Source organism: Nonomuraea sp. NPDC050790, from assembly GCF_044456745.1.
GTDB lineage: Bacteria > Actinomycetota > Actinomycetes > Streptosporangiales > Streptosporangiaceae > Nonomuraea.
On the sequence record NZ_JBITGF010000001.1, the window covers coordinates 444933 to 464595 of the forward strand.

Sequence of the window (19663 nt, forward strand, 5' to 3'; positions counted from 1 at the left end):
CCTGTAGCGCGTGGCGACCCCGCTCTGGGCAGCGAGCGACAGTCTCCTGGCCCGACGGGGCGCCGAAACGGCAAGGACATGGGGCGCCACGATGTGTGGCGGCCCTGCTCTCGTGTGGTGCCGCGGCTCGCGGGGCGGCGTGGCCCGCGGGGTCGCGCAGCCGATCGGCGCCTTCGCCCAGGCGGGCGACGCTGGGGGAGTCCGGGTGGGCGGTGCCCGAGCCCGGTGGGGCAGCGGTGCCGGGGCTTGGCGGACTGTGCCGTTAGGGGTTGCGGGGCTGGGAGCCGGGTTTCTTGCCTGGGGTGCGGGTCTTGGTGGGCCGGGGCTTGGGGGGCTTGGTCTTGGTGGGGGTCGGGGCGGCGGTCGGGTGGGGGGCGCCGGGGGTGACGGTCGCCGGCGGCGGGGCGGCGGTGGTCTGGGCGCTGGGGTCGATGGAGGTGAGGCCGGAGGGGGAGTTCCCGCCGGTGTCGGCCGGGCTCGCGGCCACCCGGGTCGGACGGCGGGACTCGCGGGCGGGCACGGTCGTGCGCGTCGGCGGGTGGCCGGTGACCGGGGTCGGCGGGCGGGTGTGGACGTGCGGGGACGTCGTGGGAGACGGCGTGCGGGACGGGCGGGGCGTGGACGAGGGGCTCGCGTCGGCCTGCGCGGTCTTCTGGCCCGAGGAGCCAGGGGAGCCCGGCCAGCCGACGACGTTCAGCGACGCCCCGCCGAGCGCGCCTCTGGCCAAGATGGCCGCGGTCGCCAGCAGGAGCACTCCCAGGAGTACTCCGGCGATCATCAGGGCCCGGCTCGCGCGAGGACGCGTCTCGTTCACAGCCGCCGATGGTAGTCACTCATGGGGCGAATGCACACACGACGTTCACAGCGGGCCGTGATCGGCGGCTGGCATTCTGAGAGATCCGCGCGGGCCGGGCGTGGTGCGGACAGGTCCGGCCCGCGTGCCCCCCACCCGAAGCCCTCGCGTGCCGCCAAAGGCCCCGCGCCGCCTAATGGACCCGCGCCGCCTAATGGACCCGCGCCGCCTAAAGGATCCGCGTGCCGCCCAGCGTGGGATGCGAGGGGCCGGTGGGGCGTGAGAAGCTCCATCCGGTACGGCAGGCGGTCAACCGTGACGCCTGCCGTACCTCAGCAGGCGCAGATCAGCCCCCGCAGCGCCGTCTCCAGGCAGGTGCCGGTCCGGGCGGGCACCGGCCAGGGAAAGCGCACCAGCGTGTCGTCCACGCGCACGGTCGCGCCGTAGCGGTCCAGCTCCCACAGCCACGCCTCGCCCACCGGCGTCCCCAGGTGCGCGGCCACCGCGCCCTGCAGCTGCGCGCGGTGCGACTCGTTCAGGTGGGCCAGCACCCGCTCGGCGGTCTCGGCCAGCGGGTCGGGCTCGGCCTCCAGGTACTCCTCGGCGTCGAGCACGCCGGAGTCCTGGCCGGTCAGGTAGACGACCTGGGCGACGTCCATGCGCATGAGCCGGGGAGCGCCCGGCTCGCCGTACCGCTCGATGGCCTCGAACAGGTCCTCGTCGGCGCAGGCGGCCGCGACGGCGACGGCGGCGGCGCGCGTGTCCTCCTCCGGTACGGCCAGCACCCACCCCTGCACCTCGACCAGCCCCCGGGGATGCTCGACGGTGCCCAGCGTGCGTGTGGCGGTGAGGTTGACCGCGATCACCGCGTCGCCCTCCAGGCCGTGCAGGCGCTCGCCCGGCTTGATCAGGAGCACGGGGCGGCCCTGCTCGTCCACGCCGCCGCGGGCGGGGAAGGGGACGCCGTCGAGGGTGAGCCTGGCGATGCCGGCTCCGGAGGCGAGGGTGCGGATGCGTTCCGCGATCGGCGGCATGCAGGTCTCCTTGAGTTCACACGCTGTAGTAGGTTAGCCTTGCCTAAATAAGTATTACCTAACCACATTGAGGTGAACATGCGCTACACCGGGCCGAAGGTACGGCTGTCCCGACGGGCAGGCGTCCCTCTGACCAGGAAAGCCGTGCGGTACTTCGAGGCGCGGCCGTACCCGCCCGGAGAGCACGGCAGGAAGACCAGCCGCCGCAACACCGGCGACTACGGCATGCGGCTCATGGAGAAGCAGAAGCTGCGCTGGTACTACGACGTCTCCGAACGCCAGCTCCGCCGCTACTGGGACCTCGCGGTCCGCAAGGAAGGCGCATCGGGCGCCGAGCTCGTGACGCTCCTGGAGAGCCGCCTGGCCTCTCTGGTGCTGCGCTCCGGGCTGGCCCCGTCCATCTACGCCGCCCGCCAGTACGTCGCCCACGGCCACATCACCGTGGACGGCCGCAAGGTCGACATCCCGAGCTACCTCGTCAAGCCCGGCCAGGTCGTCGGCGTGCGCGAGAAGTCGCGCAGGATGCAGCCGTTCGTGGCCGCGGCCGAAGGCGTCCACGCCGACGACCGCCCCGCCGGATACCTCTCCGTCGACCTGCCGGAACTGCGCTTCACGCTGGTGAGCAGGCCGCAGCGCGAGCAGATCGCCATCCCCGTCGAGGAGCAGCTCGTGGTGGAGTTCTATTCTCGGTAGGCGTGACCGAAACGGCGGAGCGCCACGCGAGCTGGCTGGAACTGTTCTTCGACCTGGTCGTCGTCGTGGCGGTGGCCCAGCTCGCGCACCGCCTCCTCCACCCCACGTGGGCGGACGTCGCCCTGTTCGTGATGCTCTACTACGCGATCTGGAGCATCTGGACCTCCTTCACGATCTACGCCAACGTCCGCGCGGACAAGACCCGCACCCGCGCGATGCTGATCGGCATGTTCGGCATCGCGGTGATGGCCGCCGCCGCGCCCGACGTGGCCCACGCCGTGCCGGGCGGCGGCAACCACGACGACTGGTTCGCCGCCGCCTACGTCGTCTGCCGGGTCAGCGGCTCGCGTTCCATCCAGAGCTCCGGCGCGATCGTGACCTCGTGGCCCGCCGCCCAGCTCGGCGCCGGGCTGGCCCCCTGGATCGTCTCCTTCTGGGTCGCCGCGCCGGCCACGTACTGGCTCTGGGCGCTCGGCATCCTGCTCGACCTGATCTTCACCTTCCACCAGGCCCGCCACCCGGAACGGCTCATGGAGGGCCTCAGGGCGCAGGCCGAGCGGCTCAGGCAACGGGGCCGCCGCCAGGAGAACACCGGGCGCCGCCGCCCTCCCCGCGAGACGCCCGCCTTCTACGAGGCCGTCCTGCACCCCGCGCACCTCGGCGAGCGGCTCGGCCTGTTCGTGATCATCGTGCTCGGCGAGGCGGTCATGCAGATCGTCGTCGAGGCGAGCGGCCAGGACTGGGGCACCCCGCTGAAGCTCGCCGCCGCGGCCTCGTTCGCGCTGGTGGTGTGCCTGTGGTGGATGACGCTGCAGTACGGCGTGACCGCCGTGCCCGAGGCGGGGGAGCGGGGACTGCCGCCGTGGGTCGCGCTGCCGGCCCACTACGTGATGACCGCCGGGCTCGTCGCGGCGGCGGCCGGGCTCGGGGCGGCCGTCGCCGCGCCCGCCGAGCACCTGCACCCCGGCATCAGGTGGGTGCTGTGCGCGGGGCTGGCCGTGTACTTCGCCGCCTCGACCGTGATCGGCGTCGCCACCGGGGCGCGGCGGCTGTGGATCTGGGCGTGGGCGGTCCCGGCCACCGCGGTCCCCGTGCTGCTGGGGCTGCTGGGCGGGCCGCTGCCCGCGTGGGCGGTCGTCGCCGTCCTGCTGGTGGCCGCGCTGTGGCGGGTGGCCTACCGCCCACCCGCCACAGCTCCGGCCGCGGCCTGACCCTCAGACGAGGGCGGCGTTCTTGCGTGGCAGCAGGGCGAAGGCGCCCAGATAGAGCAGCCCCGCCACGATCAGCAGGCCCTGGTAGCCGATCACCAGCGCCAGGTACTCCAGGCAGCCGCCGACCATCGCGCCCAGCAGGTTCGCGCCGAAGGACGTCGTGGCGTCGGCGGAGTCGGCGAACCGCTTGGCGAACACCACGTTCGCCGCGAAGATCGGCAGGAACGCCACCGTCACCGCCGCCACCGCGCGCAACGGCGTCGGCAACGACAGCAGCCACGCGTTGGGCACCAGCCAGGCCAGGACCAGGCCGGCGAGCAGCACGCCGTACATCACGTGCAGCGGCGGGGTGCGGAAGCGGCGGGTCACCTCCACCGCGGCGAGCACCGCGACCAGCACCCCGGCGAAGACGACCGCGTTGACCACCCACGTCGTGCCGAACAGCAGCGCGAAGCCCGTCACGCTCTTGGTCTCCAGCAACAGGAAGCCCACGCCGAGCAGGAACAGGTCCGCGTAAGGACGCATCCTCCGGTACGGCCCCGCCACCACCCGCACCGCCAGCAGGCTGACGATGAGGATGAGGCCCAGCGTGATGAGGTAGATCGCCGGGATCGTCCGGTCCTTCAGATACAGGAAGGGCCGGTCGTCGGGCGCCGGGGCGGGCGTCCCGGCGGCGGCGCCCGGCCACTCGGCGGCGCAGCGCTGGGCCTGCGGGGTGAGACCCGAGGTGATGACCGCCTGGTGCCCGGCGGTGCTGACCACGTCCACGCAGGGCTTGTGGCCGAAGGCGCTCTGCACGGTGGAGGCCAGCCGGTCCACCAGCCAGCTCTCGCGGTAGTAGTTGTACATGGAGAAGGCGCCGCCCGGTTTGAGGCGGTCGCGGGCGGCCTTGATGGCCTCCTCGGTGAACAGGTAGCTCTCCAGCCGCAGCGAGCTGGCCCCGGGCACCAGCGTGAGCGAGTCGGGCAGCGCGAACAGGATCAGGTCGAACCTGCGGTCGGTCTGCTCCAGGAAGGCCCGTCCGTCGGTGATGTGGGTGGTCACGCGCGGATCGGCGTAGGGCCGGTCGGGATGCAGCTCACCGCCGAGCTGGCGCAGCTTGGGGTCGATCTCGACCGCGTCGACCGAGGTGGCGCCCTTCGACAGCGCGATGGCCACGTCGGTGCCGCTGCCCGCGCCCACGATGAGCACCTCGCGCGGCGGCGCCGCGGCCCGCTCGTACGGCAGCGCGTACTGCCGCTCGATCTGCAGCCGGGTCTCGGCCGGCATGGCCTGCTGGTGCGGGATGCCGTTGACCGAGATGTCGTAGACGGGCATCGCGTACGGCATCCGCTTGTAGGTCACCTTGTAGTACGGCGACCACAGCGCCCCGGCCGTCACGCTCTCGGCGGCCAGCAGCCCGGCCACGAGCATGGCGGGCACCGCCACCAGCCCCCAGTAGGGGACCCACGGCTTAGGCGTCAGCAGCAGCAGGAAGCAGACGGCGGCGATCGTGCCCCAGACCACCGGCGGCGCCGACAGGAACGACAGCGCGGTGAAGGCGGCGATGCCGGTGAGGCTGCCGATCAGGTCGTAGCGGTAGGCCTCCAGCCGGGGCAGCTCGGGGAAGCAGCGCCCGACCAGCTCGGCGGGTCCCATGAGCGCCAGCGCGGCGGCCACGAACACGATGGGCAGCGTGACCCAGGCCGGCGGCCCCTCCATGGACAGGCTCGTCCAGTACAGGACGCCCTCGGTGTCGCGGTTGACGGTCACCGGGAAGGCGAGCACCACGATGACGAGCACCGCGAGCACGACCGGCGAATAGTACGGCTGCCGCTTGGTCCGCCCGACCCGCAGGAATCCCAGCCCGATGCCGAGGAAGGAGCCGAGTAGGACAAAGTTCGTGAAATAACTCAAATGAACAATATTCGAGCCTGTCCACCGAATCAGCGCGAGTTCGAGGAAAAGCATGAACGCGCTGGCGAGTACGAGGCGCGGACGCACGGCCAGCCAATGCTCCGGAGCGGACTCCTGAGGGGCGGCCTGCACCTGGGTGGTCATGACGACTCACCGTAGTTGACCAACCGAAACCAAGGAAGGCTGACGCCCCAGAACAAACGTCGTCCCGTTCGCCAGAAATGAGGCATTTCAGCAGGTCAAACCTGTGACAATGCGCTGGACGCGCCGCGAGGAATGAAGGAATGTTGGGAAGTTCGTTCCCTCCAAACGTTCGGTGGTGTCCCATGCGGGTCCTGATCCAGCTCCGCCCTTCCCCCGATCTGGTCGCGGCGGTAGCCGACCCCGGCCAGACGGCCACCACGGCAGACGTCGCCGACGGCCTGCCCGGAGTCGAGCTCGACTCCGCCTTCGTCCCCGTCGCCGTGCCCAGGCCCGTCCCCCTGGCCGGCGGCGACCCCCTCTCGCTCAACCAGCCGCTCGACTTCTCCCTGGCCGCCGAGGACGCCTCGGTGCTCGTGCGCGGCACGATCTCCGACGATGAGCTGGCCACGCGCGTCACCATGCTGCCCACGATCCGGCCCGACGTGGTCGGCGTCTTCGCCGACCCGGTGATCGAGTCCAGCCTGACCTGCGGCGGCGACCCGCCGGTCGGCGACTGGCACGACGTCGAGCGGCTGGTCAACGCCGCCGGGCTGGCCGCCGAGGGGCTCGACGGCTCGGGGGTGGCGCTGGCCGTGCTCGACACCGGCATCAACGCCGCCCACGTGGCCAGGCAGCTCGGGCGCGGCGTCACCCTCGACGCCGAGCGGAGCTGGAACCCCGCGGGGGTGACGGGACGGCCTGGGGAGTTCGAGGTCGACCACGGCACGATGTGCGCCTTCGACACGCTCATCGGCGCGCCGCAGGCCAGCCTCATCGACATCCCGGTGCTGCTGTCGAGCAGGCCAGGCGGATCGGCGCTCGACGGGCTGCTGTCGGACGCGGTGGCCGCCTTCGCGCACCTGCGCACCGTCCTGGACGCCCAGCCCGCCGACTCCAGATCGCTGGTGATCAGCAACTCGTGGGGATCCTTCTCGCCCTCCTGGGACTTCCCCGTGGGCCATCCGGGCAACTACTCCGACAACGCCGCCCACCCGTTCAACCTGATCGTGGCCAGCCTCGACCGGGCGGGCGCGGACGTGCTGTTCGCCGCGGGCAACTGCGGGCGCGACTGCAAGGACGGCCGCTGCGCCTACCCGGACCGGCCCATCGTCGGCGCCAACTCCCACCCCAGGGTGCTGTCGATCGGCGGCGTCGACGTCGGCAACCGGCGGGTCGGCTACTCCTCGCAGGGACCCGGCCGGCTGACCGCCCGCAAGCCGGACATCTGCGCCTACACCCACTTCTCCGGCTCCAAGGCCTTCGGCGAGTCCGAGCCGGACTCCGGCACCTCGGCCGCCTGCCCCGTGGCCGCGGGCCTGGTGGCCGCGGTGCGCACCCGCTGGCCGTCCGCCCGGCTGTCGCCCGCGCAACTGCGCGCCCTGCTGCGCCGCACGGCCGAGGACCGCAGCGAGGTCGGCTTCGACTACGACTACGGCTACGGCATCGTCGACACCTCGGGCGTCATCGCCGCGCTGCAGCGCAGGGCCAAGAGCGTAGCCTGAGGTCCATGGTCCTCATCACCGTACGGCTGCCGCGCGGCGCGACGCTGGAGGACGCGATCAGCAGGCTGGGCCTGGACGAGGAGGACGTCGACACCGCCTACGGGCTGGTGCTCATCGACCCCGACCTCGGCCTGTACGGCCTGCGGGTGACGGAGGAGGCGGGCCGCAGGGCCGGTCCGCCCTTCTCCGACCCCAGGATCGAGCCCTACGGCCCGCCTAAGCGTTCTCCCGATGGAAGACCCGGGCCCCGACCACCAGGCTCACCGCCGTGAACACCACGACGACGGCGGCGCCGGTGGCGACCGTCGCGTTCGCGTAGTGCCCGGCGAACAGCTCCCGCATCGCCTCCAGCACGTGCCGGAACGGGCTGACCCGCGAGAGCGCCTCCAGCCAGCCCGGCGCCATCGACATGGGCAGGAACGCCCCCGACAGCAGCATCAGCGGCACCACCGCGGTCGTCATCACCGGGGCGAACAGGTGCTCGTCGAGCGTGAGCGCGGCCGCGTACGACAGCGCCGCCAGGCTCACCCCGAGCACCACCACCAGCGCCATCGCCGCCAGCACGCCGGCGATCGGCGCCCGCAGGCCGAGCGCGTAGGCCGCCGCCACCAGCAGCACGGTCTGGATCACCAGGGTGAGGGCGTCGTTGAGCACCCGGCCGAGCAGCAGGGCCAGCCGTGAGGCGGGGGTGACGCGCAGCCGCTCCAGCACGCCCGAGTGCCAGTCGAAGACGACGCCGAAGCCGGCCAGCCCCGCGCTGAGCAGCCCGAGCTGGATGATCAGGCCGGGCACCAGGATCTCCCACGAGCCGAACGTGGCGAAGATCGGCCCGAACAGCACCAGGAAGAACAACGGCTGGATGGCGGCGACCAGCAGGGCGATCCGGTGGCGCAGGCCGGCCCGCGCCGTGTGGTGGAACAGCAGCCAGGTCTCCCGGACCGCGGCGGCGCTCACGCGGCCACGTCCTCGCGCAGCGAGCGGCCGGTGATGTCGAGGAAGGCCTCGTCGAGCGTGCGCCCACCGCTCTTGAGCTCCGCGGGCGTGCCCTCCGCGGCCACCACGCCGTGGTCGATGATGACGATCCTGTCGCACAGGGCGTCGGCCTCGTCGAGGTAGTGGGTCGTCAGGAAGACGGTCGCGCCGCCCTCGCGCAGGGCGCGGACGTGGCTCCACAGGTTGGCGCGGCTCTGCGGGTCGAGTCCGGTGGTGGGCTCGTCGAGGAAGAGCAGGACCGGGTCGTGGACGAGGCAGAAGGCGATGTCGAAGCGGCGCCGCTGCCCGCCGGACAGGGCGGCGCCGGGCATCGTCTCCAGGCCGGTCAGCTCCAGGCGCTCCAGGACCCCGGCGACTCTGTCGCGGGCGGTACGGCGGGGCAGGCCATACAGCATGGCGTGGAGCTCGAGTTCCTCACCCACGGGGTTGGCGGGGCTGAGGCCGCCGTGCTGGGACAGGTAGCCGATGCGGCGGCGCACGGCGCGCGGGTCGGTCAGCAGGTCGTGCCCGGCGACGGTGGCGCTGCCCGACGTGGGGGTGAGCAGCGTCGTGAACATGCGCATCGTGGTGGTTTTTCCCGCGCCGTTGGGACCGAGGAAGCCGACGATCTCGCCCTGGTCCACGTGGAGGTCGACGCCGCGCACGGCGGCCACGCCGTTCCTGAACGTCTTGCCGAGGCTCTTTGTGGTCAACATATTTTTAGGGTAGCTGAAATTTTGGTGTCACTGCAAACTTGGTAGGATTGAAGGCATGGAAGAGGGGCTGCGGGAGCGCAAGAAGCGCGAGACGAGGCAGCGCATCGCGGACATGGCGATGGGGCTGTTCATGATGCGAGGGTTCGACGAGGTGACGGTGGCGGAGGTCGCGCGGGCAGCCGACGTCTCGGTCAACACGGTCTTCAACTACTTCCGCACGAAGGAAGACCTGTTCATGGACCGCTGGGACGAGGTCGAGGACCTGCCGAGCAAGGTCGTGCGCGAGCGCGCGCCCGGCGAGAGCGTGGTGGCCGCCTTCCGCCGCGACTTCCTCGACGCCCTCGACACGGGCGACTGGCGCTACGGGCTCAACGAGGGGGCCGAGGAGTTCGGCAAGCTGGTCGGCGACAGCCCGTCGCTGACGGCCAGGATGCGGGAGCTGGAGCACGCCACGGACGCGCGGCTGGCGCGCACGGTGGCCGAGGACGTCGACGCCGACCCCGACGACCTGGCGCCGCGGCTCGTGGCCGCGCAGATCCTGTCGGTCACCCGCCTGCTGTCCAGCCTGGCGGTACGCCGCAGGTGGGCCGGTGAGAGCTGGGGGGAGATCCTGGCCGACGTCAGGAGGCAGGCGGAGGCCGCCTTCGACCTGCTGGAGCGGGGGATCGGCGGTTACGGGGTCAGGTGTTGAAGGCGCCGGCGATGAAGGCGACGCCGAACAGCAGGGCGTAGCCGCCGACGATCAGGCCCATGAGGCAGGTGCCGATGATGCCGCAGATCCGGCCGGCGTTCACGCTGCCGCGGTTCTCGTAGTAGTAGCCGCTGGAGTCGATCTCGCGCAGCGCCTTGTTGCCCATCGCCCAGGCGAACGGCCCGATGAACAGGCAGACCACGACGCTGAGGATGCCCAGGACGAGGATCGTGGTCCCGTTCGGGTGGGTCATCGGCGGCGGGCCGTAGGGGGAGGGGCCGTGGGGATAAGCCATAGGGAGGTTTTCTACCACAACCGGACGTTTACCGAGCGCTTGCTTGTGTTCTAGCGTGTGCCGCGTGAAGGCGTTCTTCCAGCGGCTGTCGGCGACGTCGTGGTTCCCCAAGGTCGCGCCCGTGCTCGTGCCGCGCATGGACCGCCTCGTGCACCGGCTCACCCGGGGCAGGCTCGCCAGCGACGTGGTCACCCCCGTGCTGCTGCTGATCACCACCGGCGCGAAGAGCGGCGAGCGGCGCTCCTCGCCGCTGGCCTGCCTCGCCGAGCAGGGCGGGAGCATGCTCGTCGTCGGCAGCAATTACGGCCGCCCGCAACATCCCGCCTGGACCGGCAATCTCCTCAAGAACCCCGAGGCCGTCGTGAGCTTCCGCGGCGCGACCTTCCCCGTCCTCGCGACCCTGCTGGAGGGCGAGGCGCGGGCCGCGGCCTGGCAGGACCTGCTGGCGATGTGGCCGGTCTACGACCACTACACGCGGGTATCGGGACGGGAGTTACGGGTGTTCCGTCTGACCCCGACGCGTTGATCGACTGTTTATCTACCGTCCCAAAGTGTTACGTCATCATGGACGGGTCTTGATCAACCTTTGGGGAGCCTGCACGTGCGTGACCGCATTCGCGCCTGTATCGAACATCCGCGCTTCCAGCGCCTCATCATCGCCGTCATCCTCGTCAACGCCGCCACGCTCGGCCTCGAGACCTTCCCCTCCCTCGTCTCCGGGTACGGCGCCGCCCTGCGCCTCATCGACCAGGCCGCCCTCTACTTCTTCGTCGCCGAGCTTTTGGCCAAGCTCTACGTGGAGCGTTCCCGGTTCTTCCGCGACCCGTGGAACCTGTTCGACACCCTCATCGTCGGCCTGGCCCTGGCCCCCGCCAGCGGCAACCTATCGGTGCTGCGCGCCCTGCGGGTCCTGCGCGCGCTGCGCCTCATCTCGGCCGTCCCGAGCCTGCGACGGGTGGTGTCCGCCCTGCTGCGCGCCATGCCGGGGATGAGCTCCATCGTCGTGCTCCTGGCGCTGGTCCTGTACGTGGCCGCGGTCATGAGCACCAAGCTCTACGGCCAGACCGCGCCCGGCTACTTCGGCGACCTGCAGACGTCGCTGTTCACGCTGTTCCAGACCATGACCGGCGAGGCGTGGCCCGACATCGCCCGCGAGGTCATGACCGTCCACCCCGCCGCGTGGGTGTTCTTCGTGGTCTTCATCCTGCTGTGCTCGTTCGTGGTGCTGAACCTGTTCATGGCGGTGGTCGTCAGCGCCATGGAGGAGGAGTCGGCCGAGGAGCGGGCCGAGCTGGAGAACCACGCCGAGATGTCCACCCGGCTGATCCTGGACGAGCTCGCCGCGCTGCGCAGGGAGGTGGCCGAACTGCGCGAGTCCAACGAGCTGTGGGCCGGCGAGGCGGGCTCGCCGGCCGGCCGCTAGCTCAGGCCGCACAGCTCCGACAGGCTCTTGGCGGACTTGTTGGTGTTGCGGGTCGGGGTCTGGGTGGGGGCGGCGGCGCCGTTCCTGGTGGGGGTGCCGGAGGCGGAGGGCGCGGCCGAGGCGTTGGCGACCTGCGTCTTGCGGGCCGGCTTCAGCGAGTCGGTGAGCGCCTTCGCCGACGCCCTGCGGATCTTGGCCCAGTCGGGGCGGCCCGAGTAGAACTCCGGCGGCACGAACTGCAGGCTGGTGATCCTGGCGCCCTTCACCTTCACGGCCAGGTTGACCAGGTGCTCCAGCAGTTCGTGCGGGATGTTGGTGGAGGCCATGCGCTTGGCGGCGCGGGCCACCTTCTCGAAGTTGCTCAGCACCTTCATGGGCGTGGCCTGCTGGGCGAAGGCGCCGATGACGCAGCGCTGGCGGGCCATGCGGGAGAAGTCGTCGCTGCCCACGCGGGAGCGGCCGTACCACAGGGCCTCCTCGCCGGAAAGGACGTGGGTGCCCGCCTTGATGGTGCCGGCGGTGCCGTACAGGCCGCCCCAGGGGATGTCGCGCTCGACGCGGATCTTGAGGCCGCCGATCGCGTCCACGAGGTACGCGAAGCCGTACATGTTGACCAGGGCGTAGTAATCGATCTTGAGGCCGAGGGTCTGGCCGATGGCGTCCATGAGGACGCGGGCGCCCCGGTTCTTGCCGCCGGCCACCTGGGGGTTGTCGTTGGCGAACTTCCAGACCTCGTTGAGCAGGCCGCCGTTGGGCAGTTCCGCCTGGAAGCCGTTGGGGAAGTGCTTGGCCATCGGGGTGCCGGCCGGGAAGCGGATGTGCTGGAGGTTGCGCGGGAGGCTGAACAGCACCGTGTTGCCGGTCTGCACGTGCACGCTGGCCACGGTCATGCTGTCGGTGCGCACCCCCTCGCGGTTGCCCGCGCCGTCGCCGCCGACCAGCAGGAAGTTGACCCGGTCGCGGCCGTTCCAGGGGTCCTCCTGCCTGACCGGAGCCAGGTCGGGGTCCTTCTGGGCGCTGGGGAAGATCTCCTGGAGCGCGTCCTGGCCGCTCATCACGAGCTGGGCGGTCAGGGCGAAGGGCGCCATGACCGCGACGCCGAGGACGCCGACGGCGATGCCGGAGACGATCTGTCCCTGCTGCCCGAGCCTGCTGGGGCCCAGCGCGATGTAGGAGGCGAGCATGAGCGCGAACCACGCCAGCGCGCCCACGACCGCGAGCACCGTGATCGCCGTCGTCCACCCGATGACGACGCCCGGACTGGCCATGTTGATCAGGACGATGACCAGCGCGGTCAGCAGGACGAGCGCGTAGGCGCCGAGGAGGATGAGCCCGGTACGGCGGCGCCCGGCGCGCAGGTGCGCGGCGCCGGGCACGAGGACCGAGAGCGTCGTCCAGCCGAGGACGGAGGCGAGGGTGAGCGGCTTGGCGAAGCGGGGCATGGCGGGCTTGGCGGCGCCCTCCCCGGCCGGCCGGGCGGCGCGGGTGCGGCGCGCGGCCCGCCGTTTCCTGTCCGCGGGCACGGTGGCGACCTCTTCGTCCTTCGTCACACCGGCTCCTTCAAGCATTTACCAGGCAAAACCCATGGCTTTGCCCCCGGTTGCACAAGATTGCCAGATTCTAGCCCCCATAAAGGGACATCACAGACAACTGGCCAATCCAGGGTGAACGCCGGATGACCTCAGGAGGTCGAGGACGAGGACGCCGCCCAGGTGTTGCACTGGAGCGCCTGGTTGCGGTCCCAGCCCTGCCGGAACCACCGGTGGTTGTTGGCGGGAGAGCCGTGGTCGCGGGGGTATCCGGGCCAGTCGCCGACCCGGGAGTAGAACCAGAAGAGCTTGGCGCGGTTGGCCGGGCTGATCGGGTAGCTGGGCGCCACCGCCTTCATGAACATGCCCCCGAAGCAGGTGGCCTGGAGCTCCAGCCTTCTGCTGAGCGCCAGCTTCCCGCTGCGGCTGGTGGAGTCCAGGGTCCTGGACCACCAGGAGTTCATGAGGCCGGTGATGTTCTGCACGTGGTGGCCGTACTCGTGGGCCATCATGCTGATGATCGCCCCGTTCCACGGCACGATCTGGCCGTATCCGACGGCCCTGCCGTTCCCCTTGGCCATGGCCGAGGTGGAGGCGTAGATGGTGTTGTTGCGCGGGCAGTAGTAGGGCACGATGCTGCCCGGCGACGGGTAGTCCCCGCAGGCGCCGCGGCCGCGCTTGGCCGCGATCGCGTAGCCCGGCGGGCTCCAGTCGATGCCGCGGCGTTCCAGGATCGGGCCCCACGCCTGGTCCATGCACCGGCCCGTCTTCAGGATCAGCGCCTTGAGCTGGCTGTGGCTGAAGATGCTGGCGTTGCCGGCCCGGCAGTTCGTGCGCGGCAGCCCGCCCGCCCGGTACATGGTGTTGGTCCGCAGGCTCGTGTCGAGCTTCACCTGCGCGGGCGGGTTGACCGTCTCGGTGTCGTCGGGGGCCGTGTCCTCGGTCTCGGTCGCGGTGGGCGTCGGCCGCCGGGTGGGCCGGATCGGCTCCCTGGTCTGGGTGCGGGCCGGCGGCGTGTAGGTCGGCACCGCGACCGGCGTGGACGTCTCGGGACCGGAGTCGCCGCCCATGAGCAGCGCGGAACCGACCACCAGCAGTACCCCGAGCACCGCCACGACGCCGAAGACCGCGCCCAGCACGGCGGCGGTGCTGCCCGACTTCTTGCGCTGCGGCTGCGGCCACTGCCGGAACTGCCCCGGCGGGGGTGGCGGCGGCCATCGCCTCTGCGGGGGGCGGGGCGGCTGTCCGTAGGGGGCCTGTCCTTGGGGGGCCTTTCCGTAGGGCGGCCGGCCCGGTGGCGGTCCGTACGGGGGCCCGCCTTGCGGTTGTCCGTAAGGGGGACGATTTTGCGGCGGTCCCGGCTGTCCGTAAGGGGGCCTGCCCTGGGGCGGCCCAGGCTGGCCGTACGGGGGCTGACCCTGCGGCGGGTACGGCGGGCGTCCCTGCGGCGCGGAAGGCGGGTAGGAGGGCCCCTGGGGCGGTGCGGGCTGCTGATCCGGCTTGCGGTAGCCCGGAGGCGGCCACGGCCGGGACGGCGGGATCTGTGGCTGCCCCTGTCCGTGGGGCGGCGGTGGATGCTGCCCGTTCCCCGTCACCGTGAACCCCCTTCACCCCGCAGTCGGCAGTTTCGCGCGACCCACACCGGACCTTTGCCGAATTTGGGGCAGAAGCATACTGATTTATCACCCGTCACGGATGTGGGCATACTCGGTTACGGTCCGAAATCATTCGAGGTGATCTCTGCTATGTGCCGGACCGAGGGGGGCCTGTTGTCCTAGCTTCATTGGCATGAATCTGCAGCAGCTCCGCTATGTGGTCGCAACTGCGGAGCACCGCACCATGACCGACGCGGCCAGATCGCTCTACATCGCGCAACCTGCGCTTTCTCGGGCGATTCGGGACCTTGAACGCGAGCTGGGCATGACGCTCTTCGCGCGTTCGGGTCGGGGCGTCGTGGTCACGTCGCAGGGCAGGAGAGTCATCAAGCTGGCAAGGGAGGCATTGGATGCCGTAAGCGAGATCGAAGCGCTCGCGAGCCACGGCGGATCCCCTGAGGTGGAGCTGCGGATCGCCACCACACCAAGCCTGGAGGCCGGACTGGCGGGCCGTTTGGTGCCCGCCTTCACCACCGAGCATCCAGGGGCTCGCGTGCAGATCGTGCGATGTGAAGGCCGGGACGGAGTCGTCACGGCCATCAGGGAGGGCAGGGCCGACCTCGGCCTGACCGACCTCCCGGTCCCCACGGACCTGGTCACCCATCCGCTGGAACGGCAGGAGATCGTGCTGATCTCCCCGCCGAGCCTCGACCTGCCGGATCCGGTCCCCATGGGCCGGCTCCACGGCATGCGTCTGGCGCTGCCCGCACGAGGATCGTTGCGGCGCAGGGAACTGGACGCCATGTTCGGCAAGTTCGCGGTCACCCCGGTGGTGGTGCTCGAGACCGACGAGCGCAACGGGTGGCTCAACGCGGTCAGAACGGGACAGGCCTCCTTGCTGTGGTATCGGGGCCTGGCCGAGATGGCCGTCCGTGCGGGCCTGGTCGTACGTTCCTTGGACCCAGCGGTGCGGCGCGTCATAGCCGTCGTGCACGCCCGCAAGAGACTGTCGCTGAGCGCCCAGGACTTCCTGGCGACGGCGGAGAAGGGAAGTGCCGCCTGACCCTCTAGCATCCTGTCCATGACCCGACTACCGGTTGCCGTGGACGCGATCACGCCACGTTCCGACGAGGATGATCCGTTCTCCCGCAGCGGCAGGTCACCGGTATCAGCGCAGAGGCAAGGGCCTCTGAGTGAGTTCCAGTCAGAAGTCGCCGGCCCGCGCACCGGCCTCGACGACCTGGACGCGGCCCCGCAAGGCGTAATGCGGCTAGACGGCATTAAGGGGATGTGCCTTGTGGGCCGACGCGCCCGTCCTGGTCGCCATCTCGGCGGACGGCGGAACCCGTGACGACGGGGACCCTCCGCCTGGGAGAGCGGACCTTCGCCCCCGGGCAGTTCGCGATCATGGCGGTGGTCAACCGCACCCCGGACTCCTTCTATGACAAGGGCCGCACGTACGGCTTCGCCGCCGCGCTCGACGCGGTCGACCTGGCCGTGGCCGGAGGCGCCGACATCGTCGACATCGGCGGAGTCAAGGCGGGACCCGGCGACGACGTCGACGCCGCCGAAGAGATCCGCCGCGTGGCCGACCTGGTCGAGGCGGTCCGCGAACGCCATCCCGGCCTGCTGATCAGCGTCGACACCTGGCGTGCCGAGGTGGGCGAGGTGGTGGCCCGCGCCGGCGCCCATCTGCTCAACGACACGTGGGGCGGTGTCGACCCCGGACTCGCGAAGGTCGCCGCCCGGCACGGCACCGGCCTGGTCTGCGCGCACGCCGGCCGCGTGGAGCCGCGCACCCGCCCGCACCGCATCGCCTACGACGACGTGGTGGACGACGTCATCGCCTACACCTGTGACCTGGCCGAGCGCGCCGTGGCCGCCGGCGTGGCCCGCGAGGCGATCCTCATCGATCCGGCCCACGACTTCGGCAAGAACACCTTCCACTCGCTGGAGGTCAGCAGGCGGCTGGACGAGATGGTCGCGACACGCTGGCCTGTGCTCGTGGCGGTGTCCAACAAGGACTTCGTCGGCGAGACGCTCGGCGGGCTGCCGGTCGATCAGCGCCACGCCGGGACGATCGCCACCCTCGCCGTCTCCGCCCTCCAGGGGGCCCGCGTGTTCCGCGTCCACGACGCCGCGTCCGCCCGTTCGGCGCTCGCCGAGATAGCTCGTCTCGCGTAGTATCCCCCTGCCTAGCTGGGTTGCAACCGGAGTGCAGACCTTGTGCAACACCGGCTTGGAAGCATCACCGGCGGAGGAGAGCGGATGCGATTCAAGATTCTCGGACCGCTGCTGGTCGAACACGAAGGAGCGGAACTCCATCTCGGGGGAAGCCTCCAGCGGGTCGTCATGGCCATGTTGCTGCTCGAAGCGAACCGGGTCGTCCCGCTGGAGCGGATGATCGAGGCCGCCTGGGGGGAGAACCCGCCGGACACCGCGCGCAACCAGGTGCAGATCCGGATCTCGCAGTTGCGCCGCGTGCTCGGCGACACGGCGCAGCCGTACCACACGCTGATCACGCGCTCGCCCGGCTACCTCGCGAAGGTGGATCCGGCGCGGCTGGACCTGACCGAGTTCGACGACCTGCTCACCCGGGCGCGCGGCGAGGAGCCCGAGCGGGCCGTGCGCACGCTGCGCGCGGCGCTGGCGCTGTGGCGCGGCCCCGCGCTGTCCGACGTCGACAGCGACCTGATCAGGCCGATGGTCCACGACCTGGAGGAGCGCCGCCTGCTGGCCCACGAGCAGTGCGTCGAGCTGGAGCTGGGGCTCGGCCGCCACCTGGAGCTGGTCGGCGAGCTGCGGCGGCTGGTCGAGGCGCACCCGCTGCGCGAGCGGCCGCACCACCACCTCATGCTGGCCCTCTATCGCTCGGGACGGCAGGCCGAGGCGCTCGACGCCTTCCGCGGCTACCGCGAGATGCTCCTCGACACGCTCGGACTGGAGCCGAGCGACGAGCTGCGCCGCCTGGAGCTGGCCATCCTCAACCAGGAGGACGAGCTCGACCGGCCGGAGCCGCCCGCCAGGCTCACGCCGGTGCCGCGCCAGCTCCCGCCGATGATCTCCACGCTCTCCGGCCGCTCCGACGAACTGGCCAGGCTCACCGGCCTGCTTGCCGGCGCCGAGGCGGCGGGCCCGCTGCCCATGGCCGCCGTCGTCGGCCGCGCAGGCGTCGGCAAGACCGAACTCGCCGTCCACGCCGCCCACGACCTGGCCCCCCACTACCCCGACGGGCAGCTCTACGTGGACCTGCGCGAAGGGCAGACCGAGGCGACGGACGTGCTCAGCATGTTCCTGCGCGCGCTCGGCGTCAGCGCCATCCCGCGCTCGGCCGAGGAACGCGGCGCGCTGTTTCGCTCCACCGTCGCCGGACGCAGGCTGCTCGTCCTACTCGACAACGCCGGCTCCTTCGAGCAGATCTGGCCGCTGCTGCCCGGCGGCGCGCCCTGCGGCGTGCTGGTGACCTGCCGCGAGCGTCCCATCGGGCTGGCCGAGCGCTGGGTGGTCAGGCTGGAGGTCCTTGACGACGCCGGCTCCGTGCGGCTGCTCATGGGCGACGTCGGCGAACGGCGGGCCGCCGCCGAACCCGACGCGCTCAGGCGGCTCGCGGCCCAGTGCGGCGGCCTGCCGCTGGCGCTGCGCATCGCCGGGGCCCGGCTGGCGGTGCGGCCCCAGTGGACGGTCGAGACCCTGGTCGGCCTGCTCAGCGACTCGCGCACCATGCTCGACGTGCTCAGCCACGGCGACCTGGAGGTCCGGGCCAGCCTGGAGGTCTCCTACCGGGGCCTGTCGGCGCGCGCCCGTACCCTCTTCCGCCGCATCGGACTGGTCGACAGCCCGCAGACCACCGCCTGGATGGCCGGAGCGCTGCTCGACGGCGAGGCCGGCGAGGCGCTCGACGAGCTCGTCGGCGCCTCCCTGCTGTCGGTCAGGGGCGGCCACTACGCCATCCACGACCTCGTGCGCGCCTTCGCCGGCGAACGCGCCCAGACCGAGGAGCGGCGCGAGCAGCGGCTGGCCGCGCTCGAACGCGCCTGCTCCGCCTTCGTCCGCCTCAGCGAACGCGCCCACGAGCGCTACTACGGCGGCCACTTCACGCTCCTGCGCGGCAAGGCGGGACCCGGCCCGTTCGCGCCCACGCTGGCCGACGGCCTCATCGGCGACGACGCGCTCACCTGGCTCGACGGCGAGCGCGCCACCCTGCTCGCGCTGGTGCGCCAGGCCGCCGCACACGGCCTGGACGAGCTGTGCTGGAGCATCGCGATGACGGCGATCACCCTGTTCGAGACCCACGGCTACTTCGACGAGTGGCGCGCGGTCAGCGAGACGGCGCTGCGGGCCTGCCGCGAGGCGGGCAACATCCGCGGCGAGGGCGCGATGGTCTACTCGCTCAGCTCCCTCGCCGTCTTCCAGCAGAGGTACGGCGAGGCCCACCCCATGCTGATCGAGGCGCTCGACCTGTTCGACGAGATCGGCGAGACCCACGGCAGGGCCCTGGCGCTGCGGAACATGGCGATGGTCGAGCGGATGCGCGGCGACGCCAGCGCCGCCAGGGACCGCTACGAACAGGCCCTGCCCCTGCTGCGCGCGGTCGGCGACCGGGCCGCCGAGGCCCACGCGCTGGTCAACCTGGCCGTCATCCACCTGGAACGCGGCACGCTCGACGAGGGCGGCCCCCTGCTGGACCAGGCGCTGGCGATCTTCAGGGAGGAGGGCGTGCCGCGCGGCGAGGCCCAGGCGCTCAACTCGATCGGCCGCCTCGCGTTGCTGAAGGGCGAGGGTGGGCGGGCGCTGGAGGCGTTCGAGTCGGCGGCCGCCATCGTGCGCGACGTGCGCGACCGGATCGGGGAGGCCTACGTCATGCAGGGCATCGCCGAGGCCAGGATCGCGCTCGGCCAGCCCGAGCGGGCCAAGGGGACGCTGGCGGCCGCGCTGGACCTCGCCGAGCGGCTGGGGGAGCGGCTCATCGCCGGCCGGATCCGGCTGAACCTCGGGCTGCTGATGATGGAGGGCGGCGAGCGGGCCGCCGCCTCGCACCTGCGGGAGGCGTACGCGCTGTTCGAGGAGATCGGCGCCGAACCGTGGCGGGAGAAGGCCGCCGACGCCCTCGCCCGCGCCCGCGCATAGGCC

The 19663-nt window shown here is 71.6% G+C and carries 18 protein-coding genes; 10 read left to right on the forward strand and 8 right to left on the reverse strand.

Features of this window, described 5'->3' with window-relative positions; genetic code table 11:
* Positions 1–262: 262 nt before the first annotated feature.
* Both ACIBEJ_RS02130 and ACIBEJ_RS02135 read right to left on the reverse strand, forming a co-directional pair.
* Positions 263–814 (reverse strand): hypothetical protein, encoded by a 552-nt coding sequence (locus tag ACIBEJ_RS02130; RefSeq protein ID WP_397180722.1) that lies wholly within the window; start codon positions 812–814, stop codon positions 263–265.
* 311 nt (positions 815–1125) lie between these two features.
* The gene (locus ACIBEJ_RS02135) at positions 1126–1827 is read right to left on the reverse strand and encodes a DUF2470 domain-containing protein (protein ID WP_397180723.1); all 702 of its coding nucleotides are present in this window, start codon (positions 1825–1827) and stop codon (positions 1126–1128) included.
* Positions 1828–1905: 78 nt separating this feature from the next.
* Between ACIBEJ_RS02135 and rpsD the strand changes: the two genes are divergently transcribed.
* Positions 1906–2520 carry a 30S ribosomal protein S4 gene (gene rpsD / locus ACIBEJ_RS02140; protein WP_397181986.1) on the forward strand — a complete coding sequence of 205 codons (615 nt, stop codon included), beginning with the start codon at positions 1906–1908 and terminating at the stop codon, positions 2518–2520.
* Between the two features lie 2 nt (positions 2521–2522).
* Positions 2523–3731 (forward strand): low temperature requirement protein A, encoded by a 1209-nt coding sequence (locus ACIBEJ_RS02145; RefSeq protein ID WP_397180724.1) that lies wholly within the window; start codon positions 2523–2525, stop codon positions 3729–3731.
* A 3-nt stretch (positions 3732–3734) separates the two neighbouring features.
* On the opposite strand, the gene ACIBEJ_RS02150 is transcribed toward ACIBEJ_RS02145, so the two are convergent.
* On the reverse strand, positions 3735–5627 hold the full coding sequence (locus ACIBEJ_RS02150) for a spermidine synthase (RefSeq protein WP_397180725.1): 1893 nt from the start codon (positions 5625–5627) through the stop codon (positions 3735–3737).
* A gap of 326 nt (positions 5628–5953) precedes the next feature.
* Here ACIBEJ_RS02150 and ACIBEJ_RS02155 point away from each other — a divergent pair, with 326 nt between their 5' ends.
* Together ACIBEJ_RS02155 and ACIBEJ_RS02160 are read left to right on the forward strand one after the other, a co-directional pair.
* A complete protein-coding gene (locus tag ACIBEJ_RS02155; protein WP_397180726.1) occupies positions 5954–7312 on the forward strand; it encodes a S8 family peptidase in 1359 nt (452 codons plus the stop codon).
* A 5-nt stretch (positions 7313–7317) separates the two neighbouring features.
* Complete coding sequence (locus tag ACIBEJ_RS02160) at positions 7318–7584, forward strand: hypothetical protein (protein WP_397180727.1); 267 nt, start codon at positions 7318–7320, stop codon at positions 7582–7584.
* On the opposite strand, the gene ACIBEJ_RS02165 is transcribed toward ACIBEJ_RS02160, so the two are convergent.
* Both ACIBEJ_RS02165 and ACIBEJ_RS02170 read right to left on the reverse strand, forming a co-directional pair.
* Entirely contained in the window at positions 7529–8266 is a 738-nt protein-coding gene (locus ACIBEJ_RS02165) for an ABC transporter permease (protein WP_397180728.1), read from the reverse strand. The two genes, ACIBEJ_RS02160 and ACIBEJ_RS02165, sit on opposite strands and share 56 nt — an antisense overlap.
* On the reverse strand, positions 8263–9000 hold the full coding sequence (locus tag ACIBEJ_RS02170; protein WP_397180729.1) for an ABC transporter ATP-binding protein: 738 nt from the start codon (positions 8998–9000) through the stop codon (positions 8263–8265). The genes ACIBEJ_RS02165 and ACIBEJ_RS02170 overlap by 4 nt, the downstream gene beginning before the upstream one ends.
* Before the next feature lie 55 nt (positions 9001–9055).
* On the opposite strand from ACIBEJ_RS02170, the gene ACIBEJ_RS02175 reads away from it, so the two are divergent.
* Positions 9056–9691: a TetR/AcrR family transcriptional regulator gene (locus tag ACIBEJ_RS02175; protein WP_397180730.1), complete on the forward strand. Its 636-nt coding sequence runs from the start codon at positions 9056–9058 to the stop codon at positions 9689–9691.
* Here the strand turns inward: ACIBEJ_RS02175 and ACIBEJ_RS02180 are convergent.
* Positions 9681–9986 (reverse strand): DUF4190 domain-containing protein, encoded by a 306-nt coding sequence (locus tag ACIBEJ_RS02180; protein ID WP_397180731.1) that lies wholly within the window; start codon positions 9984–9986, stop codon positions 9681–9683. The genes ACIBEJ_RS02175 and ACIBEJ_RS02180 overlap by 11 nt on opposite strands.
* 64 nt (positions 9987–10050) lie before the next feature.
* On the opposite strand from ACIBEJ_RS02180, the gene ACIBEJ_RS02185 reads away from it, so the two are divergent.
* Positions 10051–10512, forward strand: a complete 462-nt coding sequence (locus ACIBEJ_RS02185) for a nitroreductase family deazaflavin-dependent oxidoreductase (RefSeq protein ID WP_397180732.1) — start codon at positions 10051–10053, stop codon at positions 10510–10512.
* A gap of 75 nt (positions 10513–10587) precedes the next feature.
* Positions 10588–11409 (forward strand): ion transporter, encoded by an 822-nt coding sequence (locus tag ACIBEJ_RS02190; protein WP_397180733.1) that lies wholly within the window; start codon positions 10588–10590, stop codon positions 11407–11409.
* On the opposite strand, the gene ACIBEJ_RS02195 is transcribed toward ACIBEJ_RS02190, so the two are convergent.
* On the reverse strand, positions 11406–12959 hold the full coding sequence (locus ACIBEJ_RS02195) for an LCP family protein (RefSeq protein WP_397180734.1): 1554 nt from the start codon (positions 12957–12959) through the stop codon (positions 11406–11408). The genes ACIBEJ_RS02190 and ACIBEJ_RS02195 overlap by 4 nt on opposite strands.
* A 131-nt stretch (positions 12960–13090) precedes the next feature.
* Positions 13091–14077: a neutral zinc metallopeptidase gene (locus ACIBEJ_RS02200; RefSeq protein WP_397180735.1), complete on the reverse strand. Its 987-nt coding sequence runs from the start codon at positions 14075–14077 to the stop codon at positions 13091–13093.
* A 649-nt stretch (positions 14078–14726) separates the two neighbouring features.
* Here ACIBEJ_RS02200 and ACIBEJ_RS02205 point away from each other — a divergent pair.
* The 3 genes from ACIBEJ_RS02205 to ACIBEJ_RS02215 all read left to right on the forward strand — a co-directional run bounded on the left by ACIBEJ_RS02205 (position 14727) and on the right by ACIBEJ_RS02215 (position 19660).
* Positions 14727–15596, forward strand: coding sequence for a LysR family transcriptional regulator (locus ACIBEJ_RS02205; protein WP_397180736.1), 870 nt, complete (start codon positions 14727–14729; stop codon positions 15594–15596).
* 344 nt (positions 15597–15940) lie between these two features.
* Positions 15941–16717: a dihydropteroate synthase gene (gene folP / locus ACIBEJ_RS02210; RefSeq protein WP_397181987.1), complete on the forward strand. Its 777-nt coding sequence runs from the start codon at positions 15941–15943 to the stop codon at positions 16715–16717.
* Positions 16718–16801: 84 nt separating this feature from the next.
* Positions 16802–19660, forward strand: coding sequence for a BTAD domain-containing putative transcriptional regulator (locus ACIBEJ_RS02215; protein WP_397180737.1), 2859 nt, complete (start codon positions 16802–16804; stop codon positions 19658–19660).
* Positions 19661–19663 lie beyond the last annotated feature (3 nt).

Coding starts and splice junctions, on each gene's coding strand:
- ACIBEJ_RS02135 (WP_397180723.1), bottom strand. CDS start 1,827: ATGCCGCCGATCGCGGAACGCATCCGCACCCTCGCCTCCGGAGCCGGC.
- rpsD (WP_397181986.1), top strand. CDS start 1,906: ATGCGCTACACCGGGCCGAAGGTACGGCTGTCCCGACGGGCAGGCGTC.
- ACIBEJ_RS02155 (WP_397180726.1), top strand. CDS start 5,954: ATGCGGGTCCTGATCCAGCTCCGCCCTTCCCCCGATCTGGTCGCGGCG.
- ACIBEJ_RS02160 (WP_397180727.1), top strand. CDS start 7,318: ATGGTCCTCATCACCGTACGGCTGCCGCGCGGCGCGACGCTGGAGGAC.
- ACIBEJ_RS02170 (WP_397180729.1), bottom strand. CDS start 9,000: ATGTTGACCACAAAGAGCCTCGGCAAGACGTTCAGGAACGGCGTGGCC.
- ACIBEJ_RS02175 (WP_397180730.1), top strand. CDS start 9,056: ATGGAAGAGGGGCTGCGGGAGCGCAAGAAGCGCGAGACGAGGCAGCGC.
- ACIBEJ_RS02180 (WP_397180731.1), bottom strand. CDS start 9,986: ATGGCTTATCCCCACGGCCCCTCCCCCTACGGCCCGCCGCCGATGACC.
- ACIBEJ_RS02205 (WP_397180736.1), top strand. CDS start 14,727: ATGAATCTGCAGCAGCTCCGCTATGTGGTCGCAACTGCGGAGCACCGC.
- folP (WP_397181987.1), top strand. CDS start 15,941: ATGGCGGTGGTCAACCGCACCCCGGACTCCTTCTATGACAAGGGCCGC.
- ACIBEJ_RS02215 (WP_397180737.1), top strand. CDS start 16,802: ATGCGATTCAAGATTCTCGGACCGCTGCTGGTCGAACACGAAGGAGCG.